Origin of the sequence: Terriglobus sp. ADX1 (genome assembly GCF_036877645.1) — a bacterium.
Lineage (GTDB): Bacteria > Acidobacteriota > Terriglobia > Terriglobales > Acidobacteriaceae > Terriglobus.
This window is the reverse complement of sequence record NZ_JAEDXV010000003.1, coordinates 164,675-185,472: the sequence shown is the minus strand read 5'-3', so window position 1 is coordinate 185,472 and position 20,798 is coordinate 164,675. Positions and strand designations below refer to the sequence as shown.

Here is a 20,798-nt window from a genome sequence, read left to right as displayed (position 1 = left end):
GACGCGGTCTTCTTTTTTGCACCACAGGCAACGAGAGGACCGCGACCTTTGCTCAAAGTGTGTGTCCACTCCAATGCAGTTCGGAAGTGAGGGAGCACGAATGAACACAAAGACACGTATCGCAGCACTTGTACTTGGCGCCGGAATGATCGCCGCGCCTGCAGCACTTTTCGCTCAGGGGCCACCGCCACCGCCGCCTCCGGGCTATGGACAGCGCGGATGGGATGCACCGCCGCCGGAATTCACGCGCAACATTCAGCGTCAGGGATATCGCGATGGCATGTACGGCGCGCAGAAGGATTTTGAAAATCATCGCCGTCCCACAGTGATGAATCGCGATGAGTATCGCAACTATCGTGGCCCGGATCGCCGTGCTTATCAGAGTGCATTTCAGCGCGGCTACAACGCATGGTGGGGTCACCAGCGTGGACCGGGTGGACCGCGCCCTTACTAAACGAAACCTATGAGCATAAGAAAGCCCGCACAGGATGCGGGCTTTCTTGTTTTTTGCGGTTGAAATCATCGTCATTCTGAGCGGAGCGAAGAAAACGATGATTTCAACAAGCAATGCAGCACAAGTCTTTTTCGCAAGCAATTTCTGCTGTATCTAAGCTTGTAATCACGCACGATATTTGTCGTTGAAACGTCGTCCTGCCTCCAACATCGTGATGGCTTCACCCATCCGCTTATCCCGCGTTTCTTCTTTCTTTGCCGAGGTGATCCACTCCAGGTATTCGCGCTTGCAACTCGGCGGCAAAGCTTCAAAGTTTGTCTTCGCACTCTTTGACTTCTTCAGCAAAGCAGCGAACACATCCGGCATCTCAATCTCCTGCCGTGTACCTTTACGAGTCTTCCCTTCCATAGCAGAGCCCGCTTCACCTTTGCGAATCAACTCCGCCGCATACTTCACATACTTCGGCAAGTCCTTCGGCAGATCTTTTAAAGAAGCAATCTGCCCAATGCTGCCCGCGCCTTCCACCTTCGGCATGCCCTGCGACTGCAGATACTCCGGCATCTTCGGCGACCAGAAACCAAACGCGCAGTAATTCTTGAACGCCGCCATGAAGCAAAGATTTTCGCCATTCAGCGTAAAGAACGGGCGACTCCATTTCACATCCTCCACGGCTTCCGGAACAGCCTTGTGCACCATCTGGCGAAGATGTTCCAGGATGGGTTTTGCATAGTCGGGAGCTTGTGCAATCTGCGCGTCGATACGCGAATCGAAACTCTGCGCAGACAATGTTTTCGTGGATGATTTCTTCGCCGTAGCCATGTTGGCGGCAGTATATCTGCAACGCACACTCCTCCAGACAAAAGCGCTGAAAACAGCGACATCGGCAGCACGCACATCGTTACGGTCCTATAAAAATATCTCTTGCATACGGCATACTCGCAGGCGCACTATCCTTGTCACCCCTAAGGCTGTGGCTCCCCCGGGAAGGAGGGTTTCCATGGTTCGCTCCATTTGGCTTCCTCTGCTTTTCACGCCGTTCCTGCTATGGGCACAGCAGGCCGTTCCTCCTGCGACAGCAACACCCGCCGTTCCCGCTGCCGTCACAACCGATAAAGCTGTCGATACTGTATCCACGCTGCCGCCCACTGAGGGGCTGGCAGACACACTCGCGGTGCGCGGTCGTTATCTCGCAGCAATCCACGTCTACGAACAGCTTCCCCCCACCGCAACCATCCTCAACAAGCTGGGCATTGCCTGTGAGCACATGTTCATGTGGGATCGCGCGCGCACCAGCTTTGAAGAAGCCATCAAGCTCAATCCGAAATACGCCGAGGCCTACAACAATCTGGGCACGCTGGCGCACAGCCAGGGCGACCTTGCGCGCGCAGAAAAGATGTATCGCAAATCGCTGAAGCTGAAGCCAAACGATCCCAACACCATGCAAAACCTGGGCACGCTCTATTATGCGAAGCGCAATTTCCGCAAAGGCGACGCCGAGTATCGCAAAGCACTCGCGATTGATCCGGAGATCCTGGAACGCACCGCAAATCGCGGTATCCCCGCGAACTCAAAGGTAAAGAGTGCAAGCGAAATCCACTATCACCTGGCCGCCACCTATGCGCAGGCTGGCAGCCAGAAGATGGCGCTCGACTATCTGCGCAAGGCCATCCTGGAAGGTTTCCGCGACCGCAACCGCCTCATGCACGACAAGGAATTTGCAGACATGAGAACCAGCGACGCCTTCCTGCAAATGGTTGAAGACATGCAGAAGAACTAACCGCTTCGTACGGTTCCGGAGTGACCTCTGCGTTATTTTCTGTGAGCAGTAACTTTGCGATATTCGTTGCGCACCAGCGTGCGCGATGTGGGATCGTCTGCAACGTTATGCGCTGACCAGAGCGCCACCATATCCGTTGCAAAAGCCGCTTGCCCTGCCTCGTTCAGCCGCGAGAAAGCCATCTTCGTCGGTCCGAAGTACGTGCGGAAGAGTTGCACCGCAGCCGCTGGTGCACCGGGTAAATCAAAATCAATGGGCGTCAGTTCTGTGTGGATATCAGTGAAACCATCATCCAAACGCTGCTGCACAGTGGCCTCATCACCCCACAGAACAGGCGGCGCGATTCCGGGCGGTGGAGGCACGTGCTGCGATCCCATGCGAAACATCTTGCCGGTGAAACTCTCCGGATTCCAGTTCGCCATCGCCAGCAATCCACCGGGCCTGAGAACGCGTGCAAGCTCCTTCGCCACCAGATCTGGCCGAGGAGCAAACATGGCCCCAAACATCGTCACCACAGCGTCAAAGCTACCATCCGCATAAGGAAGCGCTTCGGCATCGCCTTCGTCGAAGGTTGCAGAAAGGCCTTCTGCAGCGGCGCGTTCACGCGCCTGTTCCAACAGGTTCGGCGCAATGTCCACACCGGTTACAACGCATCCGGCACGTGCAAGCGGAATCGCCACGTTGCCGGTTCCCGTTGCTACATCCAACACCTTTGCGCCCGCAGGAAGATGCAAACTTCGCACAAACTCCTCGGCCCCGGCAGAGATCGTTTTCGCGATCACGCCGAAATCGCCCGCCATCCACGTAGTGCGCATGCCCTGCTTGATTTGATCGATGCCCGGTGTCGTCGCCATGGAAATACCTCAGTGAACGCTGCAGACCATTCCAGTCACGCAGCGCGGCAACGTCAAGGAAGATTTTTAGCGAACAATCCTGCCGATGCGGTCGAGGCGCAGATGACCGCGCGGATGCTCCGGTGTTGGCGCGGTACTCAGGTAGATCAGGAATGGATCGCCCACCAGCGAGCGCCGCGGCACCAGCCCCCAGAAGCGGCTGTCCTGGCTGTTGTTGCGATTGTCGCCCATGGCGAAATAACGTCCCGCCGGTATGGGCAGATCGCCTGCACGCATGCGTTGCCGCAGCTCAATCCACCACGTAGCTTCAGCCGCAGGGTCAGCGCGTTGCAGATTGGGAAACTCATCACGATACGGTGAACGGCCCGACGGGATGTACAGAGCAAACGGCTCCTTCAACGGCTCGCCATTCAGTACGACCTGGCCCTCGTGAAGATGCACACGATCTCCCGGCACAGCGATCACACGCTTCACCAGCAGTTGCGATGGATCAATGGGGTAGTGGAAGACGATGATGTCGTCGCGCCGCGGATCGCGATACGGCATGAGCCAGCGGAAGTGGCCGGGGTTCGCGTAAACCTGCTTGTTGACCAGGACGAAATCGCCTACGAGCAGCGTGGGAATCATGGAGCCTGTAGGAATCTGCGATGGCTGCACGACGAATGTGATGACGAATAGCGCCACGACCGTAAGCCGCGCCAGCGATGCCGCCATCTGGCCCATCGCATCGGCAACGAAGCTGGCCGCGCGGCGCATCATGCGGTAGCGATCACTCCATCCGCCGCAACCTCGGGATTCAGCAGGTCGTACGCAATGTGTGCCGCTGCCTGCTGCGCAGCTTTCTTGCTGCCACCCTCGCCTTCGCCCATCACGCGGTCGCCCAACAGGACTTCCACGCGAAACCGTTTATTGTGGGCGTCGCCGGTCTCTTCCAGCGTGCGGTACGTTGGTTGGCCCTCGCCGCGCGCCTGCAACAACTCCTGCAACGCGGATTTCCAGTCACCCACAATACCGCCAAAACGCGCCCCTTGAGAGGCTGCCATCTTCAGCTCCGCCAACCGCGGCTTAAAGATTTCGCGTTCCACAAATGCCTTCGCCGCACGCAACCCGCTTCCGGGAGCAGAACCGGCGTTCCCTGCATCGCGAAAGATCGCCGCCACAATGGCTTCCACGGCATCCGCCAATACGCTGGAACGAGTCCGTCCGCCGGTAGATTCCTCGCCACGCCCCAGGAACAGGTCTCGCCCAATGCCCATCCGCACAGCCGCTTCGCTCATGCTTTTGCCACTGACCAGCATGGCGCGCATGCGGGTCAAATCGCCTTCGCGGCGGTCCGGAAAATGCTGGATCAGCAGCTCCGTAACGATGAGGCCAACCACGGCATCGCCCAGAAACTCAAGCTGCTCATTATCTTCCGTGGTTCGATTCGGCGTGCCATCGCCTTTTTCAAAGGCCAGCGAACTATGCGTCAGAGCCAGCCGCAGCAACTCCGGATTGCGAAACTGGTAACGCAGTCGGTCTTCCAGCGACTCTGCTGGTTCCGCCGACTGCACCTGTTCCATTGCTTTCGAACGCTTCGCCATCACCTGCTATGGTAGCTGCTTTGGCTCTGCCGCCGCCCACAAACGCGGAATTCCCGGCCCATTCGCGTTACCATAAAGTGTCAGGCAAAAGTTGGAAATTCGCGGCGAACCGGATGGTCCGCGCGCATAGAAAAACACAGGAACGGAAATGGCAATCGCTTTGAACACGAAGTTGGCAGAAGGTGTGCAGAAGGCCGCGGCAGAAGCTGGCCTGGTGGTGGTGAATGGGCAGGAATCCGCTGGATTCAACGGCATTCCTACGGAGAAGTACACGCTGGCGTTGGTCTCCGCGCCCGAGGGCCACACCTTCACGCTGGAATTGAGTGCGGGCTTCGACATCACTGCGGCAAACATTGCGCCGTCCGTGCGTGCGTATCTGCTGGAATCGGCAAAGCGCCTCACCAACCCGCGTCCGGATGTTTTCGTGACGCTGGGCGGCCTGCCCGTCTCCCTCACCAACTGGCAGTGGCCCTTCCACCTCTCCGTTAGCGGCGCAGACACCTACGTGGTGCACGGTGGCGCAGCACTGGAAGACGGCAAGACGGCTGCCGACCAGCTGCTGAAGGCCAAGGTCAGCGCCAGCATGACTGTGACCTTTGCTGAGGTCGTCGCGGCCCCCGAGCAGCCCTTCGCAGAGGGCTTCATCTACAACGCTGTGCGCAAGATTCTGGACCAGGGCCAGATGGAACTGACCAAGAGCGGTGGCAACCGCCAGGTGGTTCCCGTGACCACGCGTTACTACTCCGCGAAGCAGGGCAAGTTCATCTTCAACGACACCACAGCACAGCAGCGCGCAGACTACCTGCTGAGCAAGGTCTACTGGCTGAGCGGCGTGCTGGGCAACGGCGCTCCGGTCTGGATTGCCGATCCGCGCGACGCACAGTACCTGAACACCAGCGTGGAAGAGCTGAAGAAGACGGCTGAATCGCTGGCGGGCGAGGGCATCCTGAAGCTGGATCCGAAGTTTGAATACGCCTCCAGCACCGAGCCTCTGATGGCTCACCACGCGGAATACGAGCACCACCTGCAGGACGCGCTGGAATTCACGCGCCCCACCTTCAACGAAGAGATGCGCTCCGGCCACACCAACATGTAGGTCGCAACAATTACAAAAATCGTGCCGGATGCAGAAAATCACACTGCATCCGGCATTTTCATTGGTACTCCCCTCTCATTGGTAAAGGCGTACCCTATATCCAATGCCTTTGAACGCAGTCATTGTGGACGATGAAGCGCTGGCGCGGCGCGAACTCCGTTACCTGCTGGAACGCGCTGGCGAGGTGGATGTGGTGGCCGAAGCCTCTAATGGCCTGGAAGCAGTTTCCACCGTGCTGGACCACGCGCCGGACGTCCTGTTCATGGACGTGCAGATGCCGGGGCTGGACGGCTTCGGCGTACTGAAGCGGTTGATGGAAGACCGCTCTCTGCGCATGCCTGAGGTCATCTTTGCTACCGCGTTTGATCAGTACGCAGTACGCGCATTTGAAGTAAACGCCATTGACTACCTGCTGAAGCCCTTCGAGGAAAAGCGCGTTGCCCTTGCCGTGGAAAAGGCACGTATGCGTCGTACCGGACAAACATCGGCCGCAGCCGAGACGCAGCTGGAGCCCGTCTCACAGGCCAGCGCGGAAGAGCGGCTGGAGAGCCTACTGAAGCTGCTGGAGGTACAGGCACAGCAGGCCGTAACAGCGCCCAAACAGCGCTCCGGCAAAGTCGTGGTCCGTTCCGCGCAACGATTGTTGTTGGTGGACCAGCGAGAGATTTGTTTCGCCTCCATTGAAGAAGGCGCCATCTCCGTTGTCACACCCACGCTGGAGGGCATGAGCAACGTCCGCACGCTGGAAGAGCTGCTGGATCAGCTTGATCCTGAGACGTTCTGGCGAGCACATCGCAGCTTTGTGGTGAACATCCAGCACATCCGCGAAGTGGTGCCGTGGTTCAAATCCAGCTATCTACTGCGTATGGACGACCGCAAACACACGGAGATTCCCGTGGCACGCGCACAGGTGAAACGCCTGCGCGAACTCTTCAATCTTTAATCCAAAGCAGACTTAGCGGCGATGATGCGGCTTTGCCTTCGTGACAGGCGCAGTGGCGGTTGCCGTCCAGACAGGAGTTCCTGTCCAGTTACGCTGCGTCTGAAGCTGACTGCCTTCTGCTGTTTCTGCGGGCATGCCGTCGCCCAGCGGCGGGAAGTAACGAGCCGCAAGGCGCGCCACATCTGCCGACGCGAAAGTCAGCTTGTAGCTGTTGCGATCCAGCGTGCCGATGACGCTTTGCGCCTCAGCCACGCGCGGCACCACAGCTTCCGGTGTAGCCTGCACGGTTCCTTGTGTCTGATACGCAGTAAGCGTCAGCACCGTATCCAGCAACGCGCTGTTGTTCCCCGTCCCCACATTCGTGAGCACCACATTCCACGTATGGTTTGCGGTTGCAGCGTCGTCCTGCTGCGCAGGCAGAGTACAGGTGCAGACCACCGTGGTTCCCCAGCGGCTGCTCTCCGGCCCGGTATCTTCCTTCCAGGCCGTCAGGTCGAGCGATCCAGCAAGGCTGAGGTTCTTCGGAATCCGCTTCGAGAAGAGACGAATCCACGCCAGCGCGTAGTTCGGTGAAGCATCCTTCAGCGAAGCCTGCATCGAGGCCGTGCTGAACGAGAAGGTGTCCGGAATCTCGCCGCGCAGCAGGAATACGCCCGGCTTGGCAGCGGCATCCGGCTTGTCATGGGTGCTGAGCGGCGCGGGCTCGTTGCGCAGGAAATCAATGGCAGCAAGGAACGACGTGTCTTCCTTGGTGGGCACAGCGCAACGCAGATCATGCAGGCTGCGCAGCAAGCCTGTCGTGGCGGCTTCGCAGTGCGCGTTGATCTGTGCCGTCTGTTCCGGCGCAAAGTCCGCACGATGCAGTGAGAGCAGATGCAGGTCCGCATTCAAACGCGCCGTGTTGAGCGTGCCCTTCAGCGTTGCCGAAGCCGAGGCTTCGCCGCGCCATCCCTGGTCGCTTCCTGCAACCAGCTTCGTGGCCTCGCCCATGGGAGTGGGCTTCCACGTCGCGTTGAGATCAATGCTGGCAGACGAAAGGTCCGCACCACGGCCCAGCGTGGCTTCTACCTTCACCAGTCCCACATCCGATGCGTCTGTATCCGTGCGCGAAGGACGTCCCGAGAGCCGAAGCTGCCATTGATCCGGTTCCGGCAACCACAGCGCGAACTCTGCTTCCTTCAGCGAAAACGGCAGCTTCACATCACCATTCTTGATGTTCAACCGCGCATCCGTTGCTTCAATGTAAGGAAAGCGCGGAGCCTCGCTGGCCTTTGCCTGCGTGGTGGGTGCAGAAGTAATCTGCGATGCCTGCGTGACCAGCTTCTGTAGATTCCATCGACCCGTCTGCGTGTTGCGCACCAGGTTGATCGAAGGGGAATCCAGCGAAATGCGCGACACTTCAATGCGTCGGCGCCACAGCGATGCGAGACGCAGGCGCGCCTCAACAGTATTCGCGCGCAGAATAGGCTCCGAACCAAACTCCGGCGTCTCACTGACCACAAAATTCGAAAGCGTAAGCCCCGGTAGCGGCAACACGTGAAGCTGAATGTTGTCGATGCGCACGGGACGCCCCAGCGCCTCCGACATGGCCGACGCCACACGCCGCTGATACCGGCTGACGCTGATGTAAGGCGGCAGAACGATCAGCAGCACCACCACCAGCGCCCCAATCAGAACAAAGGTCAGGCGGCGGCGGATGGTGGGTGTCCACAGCGGGTGATGGTCGTCGTGCAGGACTTCTTCGTTCTCCATCGCCTACTGAATCCGGTGCAAGGTGCGGCTCCAGCGAGTATCGCTGAAGAAATGCGTAATAACGTGGAGGAACCATCCGGCAGTGCTGGGATACTGCGCCTTAATCACCTGGTCGTCCGGTGTAACAAATGACCAGTAGACGAACATGGGACGGCCAATCAGGTTCTCCTGTGGCACAAAGCCCCAGTAACGTGAATCGAGGCTCTCCAGGCGGTTGTCGCCCATAGCGAAGACGGAGCCTTCCGGCACAACCAGCTCGCCGTTCTGTACATGATTGCGAATATCCACGGCCCAATGCTCTGCATTATTCATCGCAGCCGCAGAGGCAATGCCGTTAATGTCGCGCGGAAAGTCATCGCGCGCCGTATCGTAATTGTGGCTGGGGATGCCGGAGTTGTCAGGAACAGAAATCTGCGGCTCATCCAGACGCTGACCGTTGCGATACACAATCCCGTGCTCCAGATGAATGCGGTCACCCGGCAGGCCAATCGCACGCTTTACCAGGATCAGATCCGGATTCTCCGGGTGCGGCTTGACGAAAACAATCACATCGCCGCGCTGCACCTGCCGGTGCCACTCCAGCGGCATCCACTTGGTGGGCGGCGCCAGGGTCACGCGATCCACCAGAACGTGATCACCAACCAGCAGCGTCTTTTCCATGGATCCCGACGGAATCGCGAAGTTCTGGAAGAGAAACGTCATGATGAAGAGACCGATAACCAGCACGTAGGCCAGTCCGGCAAGTGATTCGGGCAGAGTTTCGTGCTTCTCTTCTTCGTGGGCGACTGCGGTTTCAGCCATGGCAGCGTCTAGTCTACCGGATGGCCGCGTCCGGTTCCGCTGCTTTTACAATCAACGCGTTGCCGAAGGAGGCGCTTTCCCGTGTCTGAACCTCTGCTGATTGCCAAAAACGACGCAAAAGAACTCACGTTGCTGCCCGGAATGGCCAACCGCCACGGTCTGGTGGCCGGAGCCACCGGCACCGGAAAAACCGTAACGCTGGAGGTAATGGCGCAGGCCTTCAGCAGCATCGGCGTGCCCGTCTTCGCCGCCGACGTAAAGGGTGACCTCAGCGGCATTGCCGAGCCCGGCGCATCCTCCCCAAAGTTCGACGCCCGCGTGCAGAAGCTGGGACTGGGCACATGGACCTTTGCCGGATGCCCTGTCACCTTCTGGGATGTCTTCGGTGAAGAAGGGCACCCGCTGCGCACCACCGTAAGCGAAATCGGCCCCCTGCTCTTTGCCCGCATTCTGAACCTGAACGACACGCAGACCGCCGTACTGACGCTGGTCTTCAAAATCGCTGACGACCAGGGCCTTCTGCTGCTCGACCTGAAAGACCTGAAGGCCATGCTGAATGCCGTGGGTGAAAACGCGAAGACCTACCAGACCGAATACGGCAACATCTCCGCAGCTTCCATCGGCGCCATTCAGCGCGGCCTCGTCTCGCTGGAGCAGCAGGGTGGCGATAAGTTTCTCGGCGAACCTGCACTGAACATCGACGACCTATTGCAGACAGTCGATGGCAAAGGCGTCGTCAACATTCTTGCAGCGGACAAGCTGATGCAGTCGCCGCAGCTCTACGCCACATTCCTGCTGTGGCTGCTGAGCGAACTCTACGAGCACCTGCCTGAAGTGGGAGACATGGACAAGCCGAAGCTGGTCTTCTTCTTCGATGAAGCTCATCTGCTGTTCAACGACCTGCCAGCACAGCTCTCCCAGAAGATCGAACAGGTGGTGCGACTGATCCGCAGCAAAGGCGTGGGCATTTACTTCGTTACGCAGAACCCCGCAGACATCCCGCCGGTAGTGCTGTCTCAGCTCGGCAATCGCGTGCAACACGCGCTGCGTGCGTTCACGCCGCAAGAACAGAAGGCCGTGAAGGTTGCCGCGCAGACATTCCGCGTGAACCCTGCATTGAATACAGAGGAAGCCATCAGCCAGCTTGGCGTGGGCGAAGCATTAGTTAGTTTTCTTGATGAACAAGGCACGCCCACCATCGTGGAGCGTGCATGGGTCATACCGCCACACGCACGCATTGGCCCCGTCACGCCAGAGGAACGCAAATCGCTGATGCAGACCTCCGTTGTCGCTGGCGTTTACGACAAGGTTGTCGACCGCGAGAGCGCCTACGAACGCCTGAACCAGCGCGCCAGCACATCCTCCACCGCAAACAACGCAGCGCCTGCAGGAACACCTTCGCCCATACCGAATGACATGCCGGTGCCACAGGACGTACCGCAGCAACAAAGCGGCGGATGGCTCTCCAGCGTGACAGAAGTGCTGACACAACGCGGACCAACAGGCCCTCGCGGCGGACGCGGCGCAGACTCCATCATAGAAACCGCCGCTAAATCCGCCGCTCGCGCAATGGCCAGCCAGGCCGGAAGACAGATTGTGCGTGGCGTACTTGGCTCCATCATGGGCAGCATGATGGGTTCTTCTTCACGGCGTAACAGCTACTAGCTCTACAAACCAGAAGGAGGCGGTCCGGAAGGTGGGCCGCCAACTCCAGGGCCACCATTTCCTTCCGGGCCACGTTGCGTAGTCATCGCGTCAAACACCTTCTGCTGTGCGTCCGTCAGCAACGCACGCACTTCATTGCGCACACTCGTCTGCAATGCCTCCATCTGCTGTCGGCGCGTGAACTCATCCGTGCTGCTGCTGGAAGACGATTGCGCTGCAGTCTGCGCATCCACGTAAACACTGAAGATCTGTTTCTGCTGATCGGTAGTAAGCGCCACCTGCGCACGCGACATGGCACGCGCAATGCGATCCACCTCCATTGCAGCCGACGGCGGCTCCGGTCGCTGCTGCGTAATGCCACTCTGCACCACCAGCAAAACCGTAAGTAGAAACACACCAAACGAGGGCACAGCCTGGACCGCGCCACGAAAAATCCGATGGTGAAAAGATTGCCTGTTCATGCTCTGTAGGACGAGCATTCACGCAGCAAAGAGTACCGCTTCGCCTTAGGACAAAGACGTGATGGAATGCACGCTCTACACTTGACGCAAAGATTCATGAAGGGAACCTCATGGGCCGCGAATACTTCACACAGAATCCTCAATATCCGTTTGCCGATGCAGTCCTGGTGGACGGCCTCACGCTGTATCTCTCGGGACGTATCGGGCTTCTGCCGGGTACCACGCAGACTCCCTCCACTGCCGAAGAAGAAGCGCGCCTCGTCCTGGACGACATACAAAAGGTGCTCGCCCTCGCCGGCATGAAGATGGAACATCTTGTTCAGTTGCAGGTCTTCTGTAGCGATGTCAGCCTATGGGAAACATTCAACGCGGTGTACCGGACTTACTTCACAGGACCACTTCCGCCGCGCGCATTTCTCGGTTCTGGAACACTACTTTTCAACGCCCGTTTTGAATTGATCGGCATTGCTGTAAAAGATAACTAGGCTAATCATCCTCTCTCCGAGGTGACGTGTGTTCTCCAGACGATCCTTGATGAAGAATGCAGGCGCGGCATTGCTGACAGCTCGCGCAACGTCCGCCAGTGGGACCATCTCCATGACGCCCTCCACTCTTCTGCCAGCACGCGATGCCTTCGTCACACCGCAATACGGTGTGTACATCAACAACGCACGCATCCACCCCATGAGCATCAGCACCCGTGTCGCGGTCGACGCCTATCTCGATAGCAAGGGCACGATGGCTGTGAAGCAGACCAGCACCACCAGCCCTATTTCGTTGGTTGCAAAGGAAAGCTTCGCCAAGCTCATCAACGCCACACCGGATGAAATCGCTTACGTGAACAGCACCAGCACCGGTGAAAACCTCGTTGTCAGCGCGCTGGGACTTATGCACCCCGCTGCGAGTGGTCCAAAGCCAAACATCGTCACTGATTCACTCCACTTTGAAGGCTCGCTATACCTCTACTCTGAACTGCAAAAGCGAGGCGTGGACGTACGCATCGTGAAGGCCACAACCAATGATGCCGGTGCATGGATCGTAGACAACATTGAATTCGAAAAAGCAGTCGACAAGAACACGCGACTCATCGCGGTATCGCTTGTCTCATGGATTAACGGCTTCACGCACAATCCCAAGTGGCTCGCCGATCTCGCCCACGCACACGGAGCAAAGCTGTTTCTGGATGCAGTGCAAGGCGCAGGCTGCATGCCCATTGATGTGAAGGCAAGCGGCGTCGACTTCCTTGCCTCAGCCAGCTACAAGTGGCTCATGGGCGACTTCGGGATTGGCTTCCTCTACGCACGCGCCAACGTGCTGCCCGCACTGCAACGCCCGCTGATGAGCTTCCGCCAGTTCGGCGACATGGAATACCACGCACTACCCGGCGACAAGCCCGGCCCCTATCCCGCCACGTTCGATCAATTACAGAACGCTGCAGGCTACTTCGAGATCGGCACCTACGCCAATCCCGTCATCGCCGCACTCAGCGCATCCCTGCCGTGGATACTGCAACTCGGCGTGCCCAACATCCAGCACCACGCCCACACATTAAATGGCATCCTGCGCGCTGAACTGCCAAAGCTGGGCTACGCCTGTATCACGCCCGAAGACGCGGGGGCCTCCATCATTGCTTTCCATGTGAGGGATGACGAGGCGACCAACAGAAAGCTGAAAGCCAGCAAGGTTGATATCTCGATGTATCCCGGCCGCATGCGCATCGCACCCTCCGTCTATAACAACGAAGCAGACATTCACACGCTCCTGAATGCACTGGCATGAAGTGAGTAACGGACAACAGAAAGGCCGCCCTTTCGGACGGCCTTTCTTAGTTCGTTCTGGTGAGGAGATTAGTCGCCTGCAACCAGTTCGTCGTTCTTGATCTCAGCAACAACTTCAGCCTTCGGAGCGGGCTTGATGCCGCCCAGACCACCGATTTCGCCGAGAGCGACGAAGCCGGGCTGTTCCTGCTCCTTCAGGATTTCCTTGCGGTAGAGCTTCGCCATGCGGGCGTTCTCTGCATCCTGCTTCAGCTTCGCATCGCGTGCACGGATCTTCTCTTCGCGTGCGTTCTTGGCGATACCGCTCTTGTCGAAGGTATCGTTTGCAGCGGAGTTCACGTGAGCCTCGTTCAGAACCAGGTCATACTTCTCCTGCTTCTCGATGGCTACCTTCTTACCGCCGGCGAAGATTTCGTGACGGCCGTGCTCCTCGTACCACTTGGTGAGGGTCGACGTCATGTGCATCTTCTCGATGATGTTGCGCCAGCCGATGCCCGTGTTGTATGCGCAGAAGCTGATTTCGCCTTCCTGCGTTGCGTACGGAATGATGCACTGCTCGGTGCGGCGGAAGTCGTAGTTGAACAGATCCTGGAACCACATGCCGGCGATAAAGAGGAAGTTCCAGCGGTCAGCGCGGCGCTTCTCAATGTCGGCCATGGTACGGTCGCCCGTTACCTTACCGTAGTTGCGTCCGGTAGCGCCGAAGCACTTGTCGAACTTCTGCAGCAGGTCGAGGATACGGAAGTGCGTGGGCGACTTGGTCGGGTCGTAGTTGCGCAGCAGCGCAAGCGACACACCCAGGATCGACAGGAACTTGCCGCGAGCCGCATCGTTGACACGAGCCACGTCCTTCGCAAGCTGTACAGCGTTCAGGAACGCAGTTACCGGCACAGCTTCCTTGGTTTCCTTATCGATCATCAGCGCCATGCCGATACCGCAGTTCGGGTGGCAACCGCAGGAAAGCTGGCCCCACTCATGCTCCGGTCCGTGAACCAGATCGGCCCAGTCAGAGAAGGTGGACATGAACGAGATGGGGAACCAGTCGCGGGTGGACTCGCCAAGACCCGTCTGGTTGCGGATGTCGTGTGCCAGGTGCGACAGCGTGTAACGCTGTGCGTGACGGCGCTCGTCGGAAACTGCTTCGTCGCGGCCTGTGAACGACACAGGCTGGAACGAGAGGAAGTTGATCTTCTTCGGGTTGTCGAGTGCGAACTCGATGATGCGGCCAACCTGCTCGTTGTTGATGCCGTTGATGATGCAGGTGACGGGAACGATGTCCACGCCTGCCTCATGCAGGTTGTGGATCGCCTGCAGCTTCACGTCAAACGAGTTACCAACCTTACGGTGGCTGTTTGCAGCGTTGCCGATACCGTCGAACTGGAGGTATGCGTAGCGCAGACCGGCTTCTGCCGCGGCCTTCGCAAATTCCTTCGACTTCGCAAACTCAATACCGTTGGTGGCAGCCTGAACCGAGTTGTAACCAACCTTACGGGCATAAGCCACAGCATCCAGGAAGTACGGGCTCAGGGTCGGCTCGCCGCCCGAGAACTGTACCGACATCTGGCGCTTCGGCTTGATCTGGATCGCGTTGTCCAGCATGGTCTTGATCTCGTCCCACGTCAGTTCGTGAACGAAGCCGACCTGGTTCGCGTCCATGAAGCAGGGGTCGCACATCATGTTGCAACGGTTCGTAAGATCGATCGTCAGAACCGAACCACGTCCGTGCGTCACGGTGCTGGTGCCGTGATTGTGCAGCTTCTCGTCGTTGTGGGCGCGGATGTCGCGGCCCGGGAAGACGTCTTCCAGGTGCTTCATCATCGGCGGATCGATGGACATCACGTCCTCGAAGTGGCCGTGGATCGGACAATCCTTCACCATCAGGATCTGGCCATCGCGCTCAATGATCTGCGCCTTGATCTCGCCGACCTTCTCGTTGAGAAGGATTTCGTGGGGCAGCTTACCGTCAACGATCTGCTGACGGATCTCCGGAACGCAGCGGGGGCATAGCGAATCGGTCGTACGGGGCCAGCCAAGGGGCGGCTTTTCCTTCTGGTAGCTCTTGAGCAGAGGCTTGTCGCTCCACTTTGGCGTGAACGACGGGTTCGGGCTGATGTTATTCAGCTTGTCAAACACCACCCATGCGCCTTGCGCTGCCAGCGTAAGGGCTTTTTCTGCGAGCTTCGATGCCTTGGCCATACCTTCTCCTGAACGAATGCCTTGCCCCGTGTTGATCACGTGGACGGGCTGAATGAATCTATGCGACGAGCTTAAAGATGATTGAATCCCATCCCAAGCTCCAAACTTTCGGCACGAACCCATAAAGACACAGGGACTTGCGCCTCAAAAAGCGTACCGGAAGGGTCAGGGAGGCACATCTTCGATTTACGGAACAGCAACATCGAGCAGCGAACGGCGATCTCTTGCAGCGAACGGAAGGGTTGCTTTTGCGCAATAAAAAGCCGACTTAATCAGTCGGCTTTCCTGGGTGACGCGAAATGGCGTTTTCTCAGTAAATCGCACTATTTACGCAAATGAACGATGCGCAGAGCGTCGTCCAGAAACTCATTGGTGAGCATGCCAATGGCAGCACCGCACAGCGACATGCCGTAGTTACTCAATGTAGCCTTCGCTCCGGTGTCCTGATCGGGGTAGATGAAGTTGCTGATTCCGGCTGCGGTGCCATATCCAAGCAGCAACGGTGCATTCAGCCTTTCGTGTCCGCTATCGGATCGCGTCACCACGACGCGTGAGGCTGCATAAAGGCCGCGCTTGAAGAAATTCTGATCACGCCCCATCTGGTAATAACGCGGATCATCGTGAAAGATCGGAGCAAAAACAGCATCAGTACTCAAGCTTTGAGTCACATTACGCAATGCCGCTGCGCCTACGCGTTTACCGAAAGCTTCGCTGTTGTGACCGTAATGAGGTGCTGAATCCACCAGGTGCGACCATCCCGCGGAAGTCATAATGCTGGCCACGTTGATCAGGCCAAAGGCATCGGGAACCGCATAAACCATCTTGTCCGTGGCACTGAGCGGCAACGCCTGCTGACCGGGATAGATCACGCTCGCATATTTCTTCGCCACTGGCCGTCCATAATTCCCCACATTGGCCCGGACAGGCGAGTTCGCGTTCTTATCCTGGGCCTGATCCTCCAGCGAATCGCGTACGGCAGAGGGTGCATCCGGCAGCAAAGCGGGCTGCTCCAGTCGCGCCTCCGCAGCGGGCTGCACATTCGTCTCCTGCGCGAGCAGCAGAGGAGAGAACAAAAGAGAGGCGGCAGACGCAATAAGATATCGCTTCAACGTGGCGTTTTCCTTTTTCCGGGGTTCCATACAGAATGCCTCGGGGGTATCGCAGATAGGAAGCCTGTTATTTCTCCTGAGTTGCACCGGCTTCCGGGGTTAACTTTCGCGGCAACTCCTGAGAATTCCCGCAGAACCCTTCCTGTGGATACGGTTCTAATTGCATGTGGATGCGTGCGCCCATCGGCGCGGGGAAGGAATCGGGAGATGGCTGACTGGAATCGCGAAGTACAGGATGCAACCGACCGTGCCGAGGCCGAACTGCAGCGCCTGATCCGCTACCTGAACGACGAGGTGGTGCCAGAGGTACGGCAACAGGGTTCGTCTGCGCTGAAAAAGGCTGCGGATGGACTGCACAAACTGGCGGAGAAGATGGATGACAGCAGGCGCTAGCCACAGCAAATGGCAGCGCGCGGGGCTGGTATTTGCCAGCCTGCTGCTGGTGCTGCTCACCACCGGATGCCATCACAAGACAAGGGTGTCGCGGAACTATCCGCCCCCTCCGCCGGTGCGCGGTGGCGCCTCATCCTCCAGTTCCGCAACAGCGAAACGGCCACTGCCGTCGTACGCAACACCGCCCCCAAACTGGAATGACAACGCCCTGCCCCCTCGCGATTCCAGCGTGGAAGTGGGCCTTGCCAGTTGGTATGGTCCGCCGTATCACAACCGCCAGGCCGCCAACGGCCAGCCTTACGACCAGAACGCCATGACCGCTGCACACCGGACGCTGCCCATGGGAACCACCGTTCGCGTAACCAATACAGCGACGAATCAATCGGTAGTCGTCGTTATTACCGACCGCGGTCCCTTTGTGCATGGGCGCGTGCTGGATCTGTCATTAGCCGCGGCGAAAGCCACAGGCGTGTATCGTGCAGGCGTAACGCAGGTGCGGATTGAAGTTCTGCAGGAGCGTGCCGGAGTATCGCCCACAGGCAAATGGTGCGTGCAAATTGGTGCATTCCAAGATTCTCGCAACGCTCTACGCCTGCAAAACGACCTGCAGAGGCGCTACAGCACCGCAAAAGTGCTGGAGTTTCAAGGGCCTACGGGTCATTGGGTACGCATCAACCCGCTCGGATACGACAAGCGGCAGGCGGTTGCTATCGCAGACAGCATGAGAACCGCAGAGCCCGACGCCCTTCCCTATCTCGTCCGCCTGGATTGACCCTCCATACGGCCCTCAGGCTGTAAAGACAGGTTGATTTCACTGGGCGTATACTGCTGCGTCTTTTTTAACTTTCCTACGTCTAAACAGATGTGCTACTCTGTGCTTCGCTGGAGAAGTGCGCCTTTGTGGTCCAGTCCTCACACGGCTGTCAACCTTGCGCCTGCGATCTCTGATATCGCGCCCTATGCTTCCCCGCTCATGCACATCGCATCCATAAAGGGAGTCGTGTCTGCGCCTGCAACCTGGCGTGTCGCTTCCTGTGCACAATATTCGGGACTGGACGGAAAACACCGTGGCTGAAGAAATCGACAACTATCAAGAAGACGTAGACCGGATGATTGATACCGGTAAGGAAAAGGGCTACCTCACATACGGTGAGGTCAATGACCTGATTCCCGAAGGCATCACCTCTGCCGATGATCTGGATGACCTGCTGACCACCATCAATACGCAGGGCATCGACGTCCTCAACGGCGAGGACAAGTACGAAGGCCGTGACAAGTACGGCGAAGAATCAGAAGAGAACGACGACGTTGAGCTGGATCTGACACCGGGTCAGCTGGAAAAGACGAACGACCCTGTGCGCATGTACCTGCGCGAGATGGGCACCGTGCCGCTGCTGACGCGCGAAGGCGAAGTAGAAATCGCCAAGCGTATTGAGCGTGGCCAGATGCGCGTTATGAAGGCCATCTCCCGCTCGTCGATCGTTATCCGCGAAATCATTGCGCTGGGCGAAGACCTGAAGCGCGGCGTCCGTAACGTGAAGGAAGTGGTCACGTTTGACGAGGACGAGCTGACGGAAGACGTTCTTGCCGCACGCGTGAAGGCGACCGCCAAGCGCATCGACAACCTGGTGAAGCACCAGCACGCCGCTGAAGAAGCCCTTGCCACGCTGGAATCCGGCAAGGCCAAGAGCCAGAAGGAACAGCGCAAACTACGTTGGGCTGCTGGCCGCGAGCGCGTGAAGGTCAGCCGCATTGTCCGCGAGCTGAAGTACACCAACGGCGAAAAGAAGCGCCTGCTGGACAAGGTGAACAAGACCGTCGACGGCATGCGGACGCTGGAGCGCCAGATCAAGAATCTGGACACCAAGTTCGACACCTCGAAGTCCGAAGAGCTGAAGAAGGAATACAAGCGCCAGCAGAAGAACTGCCGTCACGATCTGGAGCGTCTGGAAGCCGAAGCGGGTATCACCGTGGACAGCCTCAAGCGCACGCAGCGCGAGATGGTGCAGGGCGACATGGACGCGGAGCGCGCGAAGCGTGAGCTGATCGAGGCGAACCTTCGTCTCGTGGTCTCCATCGCGAAGAAGTACACCAACCGCGGTCTGCAGTTCCTTGACCTGATTCAGGAAGGCAACATCGGTCTGATGAAGGCCGTGGACAAGTTCGAGTATCGCCGCGGCTACAAGTTCTCCACGTATGCAACGTGGTGGATCCGTCAGGCGATCACGCGCGCCATCGCCGACCAGGCCCGCACCATCCGTATCCCGGTGCACATGATCGAAACGATCAATAAGCTCATCCGCACCAGCCGTCAGCTTGTGCAGGAGCTTGGCCGCGAGCCTTCTTCGGAAGAGATCGCAAAACGCATGGATATCCCTGTTGCAAAGGTCCGCAAGGTTCTGAAGATTGCGCAGGAGCCCATCTCGCTGGAAACGCCCATCGGTGAAGAAGAAGATTCGCACCTTGGCGACTTCATCGAAGACCGCATGGCCGTATCGCCTTCCGACGCTGTGATCAGCGTCAACCTGAAGGAGTACACCAGCCAGGTCCTCCGCACACTGACGCCGCGCGAAGAGCGCGTCATCAAGATGCGCTTCGGACTGGAAGACGGCAGCGAACACACGCTGGAAGAAGTAGGCCAGAGCTTCCAGGTCACGCGTGAGCGCATCCGCCAGATAGAGGCAAAGGCACTCCGCAAGCTCCGCCACCCCAGCCGCAGCCGCAAGCTGAAGGCATTCGTGGACGGCGTGAAGGAATACTAAGCCGTCAGAACGAAATCAAGGGCCCCGCGAAAGCGGGGCCCTTCTTGTTAGGACATTCACTAAACTTCAAGTCGTTGGAAACGACGTTAAACGGGACTCGCTCGATCTAGCTACCAGGCACGGTCACTTTACCGGAAGCGATGAGCGCAGCCACCGACTGTTTCACGGCCTCGACACTTGTAAAGCGCGGACTGTATCCGAGCCTCTGGCGACTCTTCTCGATGGAAACGCACGAGCTTCTCATAATGTGACCCCAGGACGACTCGGCATCTGCATCAGAGAGTTCGCGCTTCCAGTCCTCGAAAGGAGCATAGGTTAATCGCGGTTCATGACCGAACCAGCGGAACATCGCCTCGGCATAGCCACGAAGCGTTAGTGCGTGCGCCGACACGGTATTGAAGACCTCACCGATAGACGCGGCCCTATTTTGAATGGCGCAAACGATCCACTGCGCGACATCGTCTGCATGGACGTGGTGCACCATTTCTAGTCCAAGATTCGGCAGTGAAAGTTCTTCGCCTCGCGCGATGCGCGAAAAGACGTCGGGGTTTGGATTGGCTTGCGGATTGATCGGCACCCATCCCTCACCGACGATGTGACCGGGGCGAAAGGCAGTGGCAGGAAAGCCATCTCTTCGGGACTGCTGCATGAGCCAGCTCTCGATTTTGGCTTTGTTGATTCCATAATTGTCGATCGCATTCATTGGGTCTGTTTCGACCGATGGAACCGTAGTTGCGTGACCGTACACCCATATGGAGCTGCAGAACAAGTAATGCTCGATTTTGTTCCGCAAAGCTTCCACAAGCTGCTGCGCCCCTTCCAGCTCGAAAGTGATCATGTCCACGACGATGTCGGCCTTCAAGTCAGCGATCCGCGCCCCGAATTTTCCTTCTGTCTCTTCGGCCTTGCGGTCCGCCGCAACCTGTTCTACGTGCTTCCATGCCGCGTGATCCCTATACGGTGTTGCCTTGCCACGGCTGACATTTACTACTTCGTGCCCTTGTTCCACAAGTGCTGGCAGCAGATAGGTTCCTACGTGCCCGCTGCCTCCGATAACAACAATCCTTGCCATGTTTGCCTCTGTTCCTTGCCCTAATTCGAATCCTCAGACCGTGGTTCGTCAATGCCCTTTGCCCTCACCGTTCACCCCAGAACTTGAATAGAGTAACTTCCT

The 20,798-nt window shown here is 58.1% G+C and carries 20 protein-coding genes; 10 read left to right on the top strand and 10 right to left on the bottom strand.

Annotated elements, in window-relative coordinates; genetic code table 11:
* The first annotated feature begins 100 nt into the window (after positions 1 to 100).
* Entirely contained in the window at positions 101 to 454 is a 354-nt protein-coding gene (locus tag JAO32_RS03585) for a hypothetical protein (protein WP_334237570.1), read from the top strand.
* A gap of 165 nt (positions 455 to 619) precedes the next feature.
* On the opposite strand, the gene JAO32_RS03580 is transcribed toward JAO32_RS03585, so the two are convergent.
* Positions 620 to 1,300, bottom strand: a complete 681-nt coding sequence (locus tag JAO32_RS03580; RefSeq protein WP_334237566.1) for a YdeI/OmpD-associated family protein — start codon at positions 1,298 to 1,300, stop codon at positions 620 to 622.
* Between the two features lie 151 nt (positions 1,301 to 1,451).
* Here JAO32_RS03580 and JAO32_RS03575 point away from each other — a divergent pair, with 151 nt between their 5' ends.
* Complete coding sequence (locus JAO32_RS03575; RefSeq protein ID WP_334237564.1) at positions 1,452 to 2,231, top strand: tetratricopeptide repeat protein; 780 nt, start codon at positions 1,452 to 1,454, stop codon at positions 2,229 to 2,231.
* Positions 2,232 to 2,263: 32 nt separating this feature from the next.
* Here the strand turns inward: JAO32_RS03575 and JAO32_RS03570 are convergent, their stop codons facing one another.
* The 3 genes from JAO32_RS03570 to rnc form a co-directional block, all read right to left on the bottom strand.
* Positions 2,264 to 3,085, bottom strand: coding sequence for a class I SAM-dependent methyltransferase (locus JAO32_RS03570; RefSeq protein ID WP_334237562.1), 822 nt, complete (start codon positions 3,083 to 3,085; stop codon positions 2,264 to 2,266).
* Positions 3,086 to 3,151: 66 nt separating this feature from the next.
* Positions 3,152 to 3,844 (bottom strand): signal peptidase I, encoded by a 693-nt coding sequence (gene lepB, locus JAO32_RS03565; protein WP_334237560.1) that lies wholly within the window; start codon positions 3,842 to 3,844, stop codon positions 3,152 to 3,154.
* A complete protein-coding gene (gene rnc, locus JAO32_RS03560) occupies positions 3,841 to 4,668 on the bottom strand; it encodes a ribonuclease III (protein WP_334237557.1) in 828 nt (275 codons plus the stop codon). The genes lepB (JAO32_RS03565) and rnc overlap by 4 nt, the downstream gene beginning before the upstream one ends.
* Positions 4,669 to 4,816: 148 nt before the next feature.
* On the opposite strand from rnc, the gene JAO32_RS03555 reads away from it, so the two are divergent.
* Together JAO32_RS03555 and JAO32_RS03550 are read left to right on the top strand one after the other, a co-directional pair.
* Positions 4,817 to 5,764, top strand: a complete 948-nt coding sequence (locus tag JAO32_RS03555; RefSeq protein ID WP_334237555.1) for a hypothetical protein — start codon at positions 4,817 to 4,819, stop codon at positions 5,762 to 5,764.
* Between the two features lie 103 nt (positions 5,765 to 5,867).
* Positions 5,868 to 6,707, top strand: coding sequence for a LytR/AlgR family response regulator transcription factor (locus JAO32_RS03550; RefSeq protein ID WP_334237554.1), 840 nt, complete (start codon positions 5,868 to 5,870; stop codon positions 6,705 to 6,707).
* A gap of 12 nt (positions 6,708 to 6,719) precedes the next feature.
* On the opposite strand, the gene JAO32_RS03545 is transcribed toward JAO32_RS03550, so the two are convergent.
* Together JAO32_RS03545 and lepB (JAO32_RS03540) are read right to left on the bottom strand one after the other, a co-directional pair.
* Entirely contained in the window at positions 6,720 to 8,459 is a 1,740-nt protein-coding gene (locus tag JAO32_RS03545) for an AsmA family protein (protein ID WP_334237552.1), read from the bottom strand.
* Positions 8,460 to 8,462: 3 nt separating this feature from the next.
* Positions 8,463 to 9,260: a signal peptidase I gene (gene lepB / locus JAO32_RS03540; RefSeq protein WP_334237550.1), complete on the bottom strand. Its 798-nt coding sequence runs from the start codon at positions 9,258 to 9,260 to the stop codon at positions 8,463 to 8,465.
* A gap of 81 nt (positions 9,261 to 9,341) precedes the next feature.
* On the opposite strand from lepB (JAO32_RS03540), the gene JAO32_RS03535 reads away from it, so the two are divergent.
* Positions 9,342 to 10,925: a helicase HerA-like domain-containing protein gene (locus JAO32_RS03535; protein ID WP_334237548.1), complete on the top strand. Its 1,584-nt coding sequence runs from the start codon at positions 9,342 to 9,344 to the stop codon at positions 10,923 to 10,925.
* A 2-nt stretch (positions 10,926 to 10,927) separates the two neighbouring features.
* On the opposite strand, the gene JAO32_RS03530 is transcribed toward JAO32_RS03535, so the two are convergent.
* On the bottom strand, positions 10,928 to 11,386 hold the full coding sequence (locus JAO32_RS03530; protein ID WP_334237546.1) for a hypothetical protein: 459 nt from the start codon (positions 11,384 to 11,386) through the stop codon (positions 10,928 to 10,930).
* A 110-nt stretch (positions 11,387 to 11,496) separates the two neighbouring features.
* On the opposite strand from JAO32_RS03530, the gene JAO32_RS03525 reads away from it, so the two are divergent.
* Both JAO32_RS03525 and JAO32_RS03520 read left to right on the top strand, forming a co-directional pair.
* Positions 11,497 to 11,871, top strand: coding sequence for a RidA family protein (locus JAO32_RS03525; RefSeq protein ID WP_334237544.1), 375 nt, complete (start codon positions 11,497 to 11,499; stop codon positions 11,869 to 11,871).
* Between the two features lie 49 nt (positions 11,872 to 11,920).
* Positions 11,921 to 13,165 carry an aminotransferase class V-fold PLP-dependent enzyme gene (locus tag JAO32_RS03520; protein WP_334237542.1) on the top strand — a complete coding sequence of 415 codons (1,245 nt, stop codon included), beginning with the start codon at positions 11,921 to 11,923 and terminating at the stop codon, positions 13,163 to 13,165.
* 68 nt (positions 13,166 to 13,233) lie between these two features.
* Here JAO32_RS03520 and JAO32_RS03515 read toward each other — a convergent pair whose 3' ends face one another.
* Both JAO32_RS03515 and JAO32_RS03510 read right to left on the bottom strand, forming a co-directional pair.
* Complete coding sequence (locus tag JAO32_RS03515) at positions 13,234 to 15,360, bottom strand: radical SAM protein (RefSeq protein WP_334237540.1); 2,127 nt, start codon at positions 15,358 to 15,360, stop codon at positions 13,234 to 13,236.
* A gap of 323 nt (positions 15,361 to 15,683) precedes the next feature.
* Positions 15,684 to 16,469: a hypothetical protein gene (locus JAO32_RS03510; protein ID WP_334237538.1), complete on the bottom strand. Its 786-nt coding sequence runs from the start codon at positions 16,467 to 16,469 to the stop codon at positions 15,684 to 15,686.
* Positions 16,470 to 16,676: 207 nt separating this feature from the next.
* On the opposite strand from JAO32_RS03510, the gene JAO32_RS03505 reads away from it, so the two are divergent.
* The 3 genes from JAO32_RS03505 to rpoD all read left to right on the top strand — a co-directional run bounded on the left by JAO32_RS03505 (position 16,677) and on the right by rpoD (position 19,624).
* On the top strand, positions 16,677 to 16,862 hold the full coding sequence (locus tag JAO32_RS03505) for a hypothetical protein (protein ID WP_334237535.1): 186 nt from the start codon (positions 16,677 to 16,679) through the stop codon (positions 16,860 to 16,862).
* Positions 16,846 to 17,634, top strand: coding sequence for a septal ring lytic transglycosylase RlpA family protein (locus JAO32_RS03500; protein WP_334237533.1), 789 nt, complete (start codon positions 16,846 to 16,848; stop codon positions 17,632 to 17,634). The genes JAO32_RS03505 and JAO32_RS03500 overlap by 17 nt, the downstream gene beginning before the upstream one ends.
* Before the next feature lie 295 nt (positions 17,635 to 17,929).
* Entirely contained in the window at positions 17,930 to 19,624 is a 1,695-nt protein-coding gene (rpoD, locus tag JAO32_RS03495; protein ID WP_334237531.1) for an RNA polymerase sigma factor RpoD, read from the top strand.
* 106 nt (positions 19,625 to 19,730) lie between these two features.
* Here rpoD and JAO32_RS03490 read toward each other — a convergent pair whose 3' ends face one another.
* Complete coding sequence (locus JAO32_RS03490; RefSeq protein WP_334237529.1) at positions 19,731 to 20,696, bottom strand: NAD-dependent epimerase/dehydratase family protein; 966 nt, start codon at positions 20,694 to 20,696, stop codon at positions 19,731 to 19,733.
* Positions 20,697 to 20,798 lie beyond the last annotated feature (102 nt).

Bases quoted from the DNA above. Each gene is read 5' to 3' on its own strand.
- JAO32_RS03585 (WP_334237570.1), top strand. From the start codon at position 101: ATGAACACAAAGACACGTATCGCAGCACTTGTACTTGGCGCCGGAATG.
- JAO32_RS03575 (WP_334237564.1), top strand. From the start codon at position 1,452: ATGGTTCGCTCCATTTGGCTTCCTCTGCTTTTCACGCCGTTCCTGCTA.
- JAO32_RS03570 (WP_334237562.1), bottom strand. From the start codon at position 3,085: ATGGCGACGACACCGGGCATCGATCAAATCAAGCAGGGCATGCGCACT.
- lepB (WP_334237560.1), bottom strand. From the start codon at position 3,844: ATGATGCGCCGCGCGGCCAGCTTCGTTGCCGATGCGATGGGCCAGATG.
- rnc (WP_334237557.1), bottom strand. From the start codon at position 4,668: ATGGCGAAGCGTTCGAAAGCAATGGAACAGGTGCAGTCGGCGGAACCA.
- JAO32_RS03555 (WP_334237555.1), top strand. From the start codon at position 4,817: ATGGCAATCGCTTTGAACACGAAGTTGGCAGAAGGTGTGCAGAAGGCC.
- JAO32_RS03550 (WP_334237554.1), top strand. From the start codon at position 5,868: ATGCCTTTGAACGCAGTCATTGTGGACGATGAAGCGCTGGCGCGGCGC.
- JAO32_RS03545 (WP_334237552.1), bottom strand. From the start codon at position 8,459: ATGGAGAACGAAGAAGTCCTGCACGACGACCATCACCCGCTGTGGACA.
- lepB (WP_334237550.1), bottom strand. From the start codon at position 9,260: ATGGCTGAAACCGCAGTCGCCCACGAAGAAGAGAAGCACGAAACTCTG.
- JAO32_RS03530 (WP_334237546.1), bottom strand. From the start codon at position 11,386: ATGAACAGGCAATCTTTTCACCATCGGATTTTTCGTGGCGCGGTCCAG.
- JAO32_RS03525 (WP_334237544.1), top strand. From the start codon at position 11,497: ATGGGCCGCGAATACTTCACACAGAATCCTCAATATCCGTTTGCCGAT.
- JAO32_RS03520 (WP_334237542.1), top strand. From the start codon at position 11,921: ATGAAGAATGCAGGCGCGGCATTGCTGACAGCTCGCGCAACGTCCGCC.
- JAO32_RS03515 (WP_334237540.1), bottom strand. From the start codon at position 15,360: ATGGCCAAGGCATCGAAGCTCGCAGAAAAAGCCCTTACGCTGGCAGCG.
- JAO32_RS03505 (WP_334237535.1), top strand. From the start codon at position 16,677: ATGGCTGACTGGAATCGCGAAGTACAGGATGCAACCGACCGTGCCGAG.
- JAO32_RS03500 (WP_334237533.1), top strand. From the start codon at position 16,846: ATGACAGCAGGCGCTAGCCACAGCAAATGGCAGCGCGCGGGGCTGGTA.
- JAO32_RS03490 (WP_334237529.1), bottom strand. From the start codon at position 20,696: ATGGCAAGGATTGTTGTTATCGGAGGCAGCGGGCACGTAGGAACCTAT.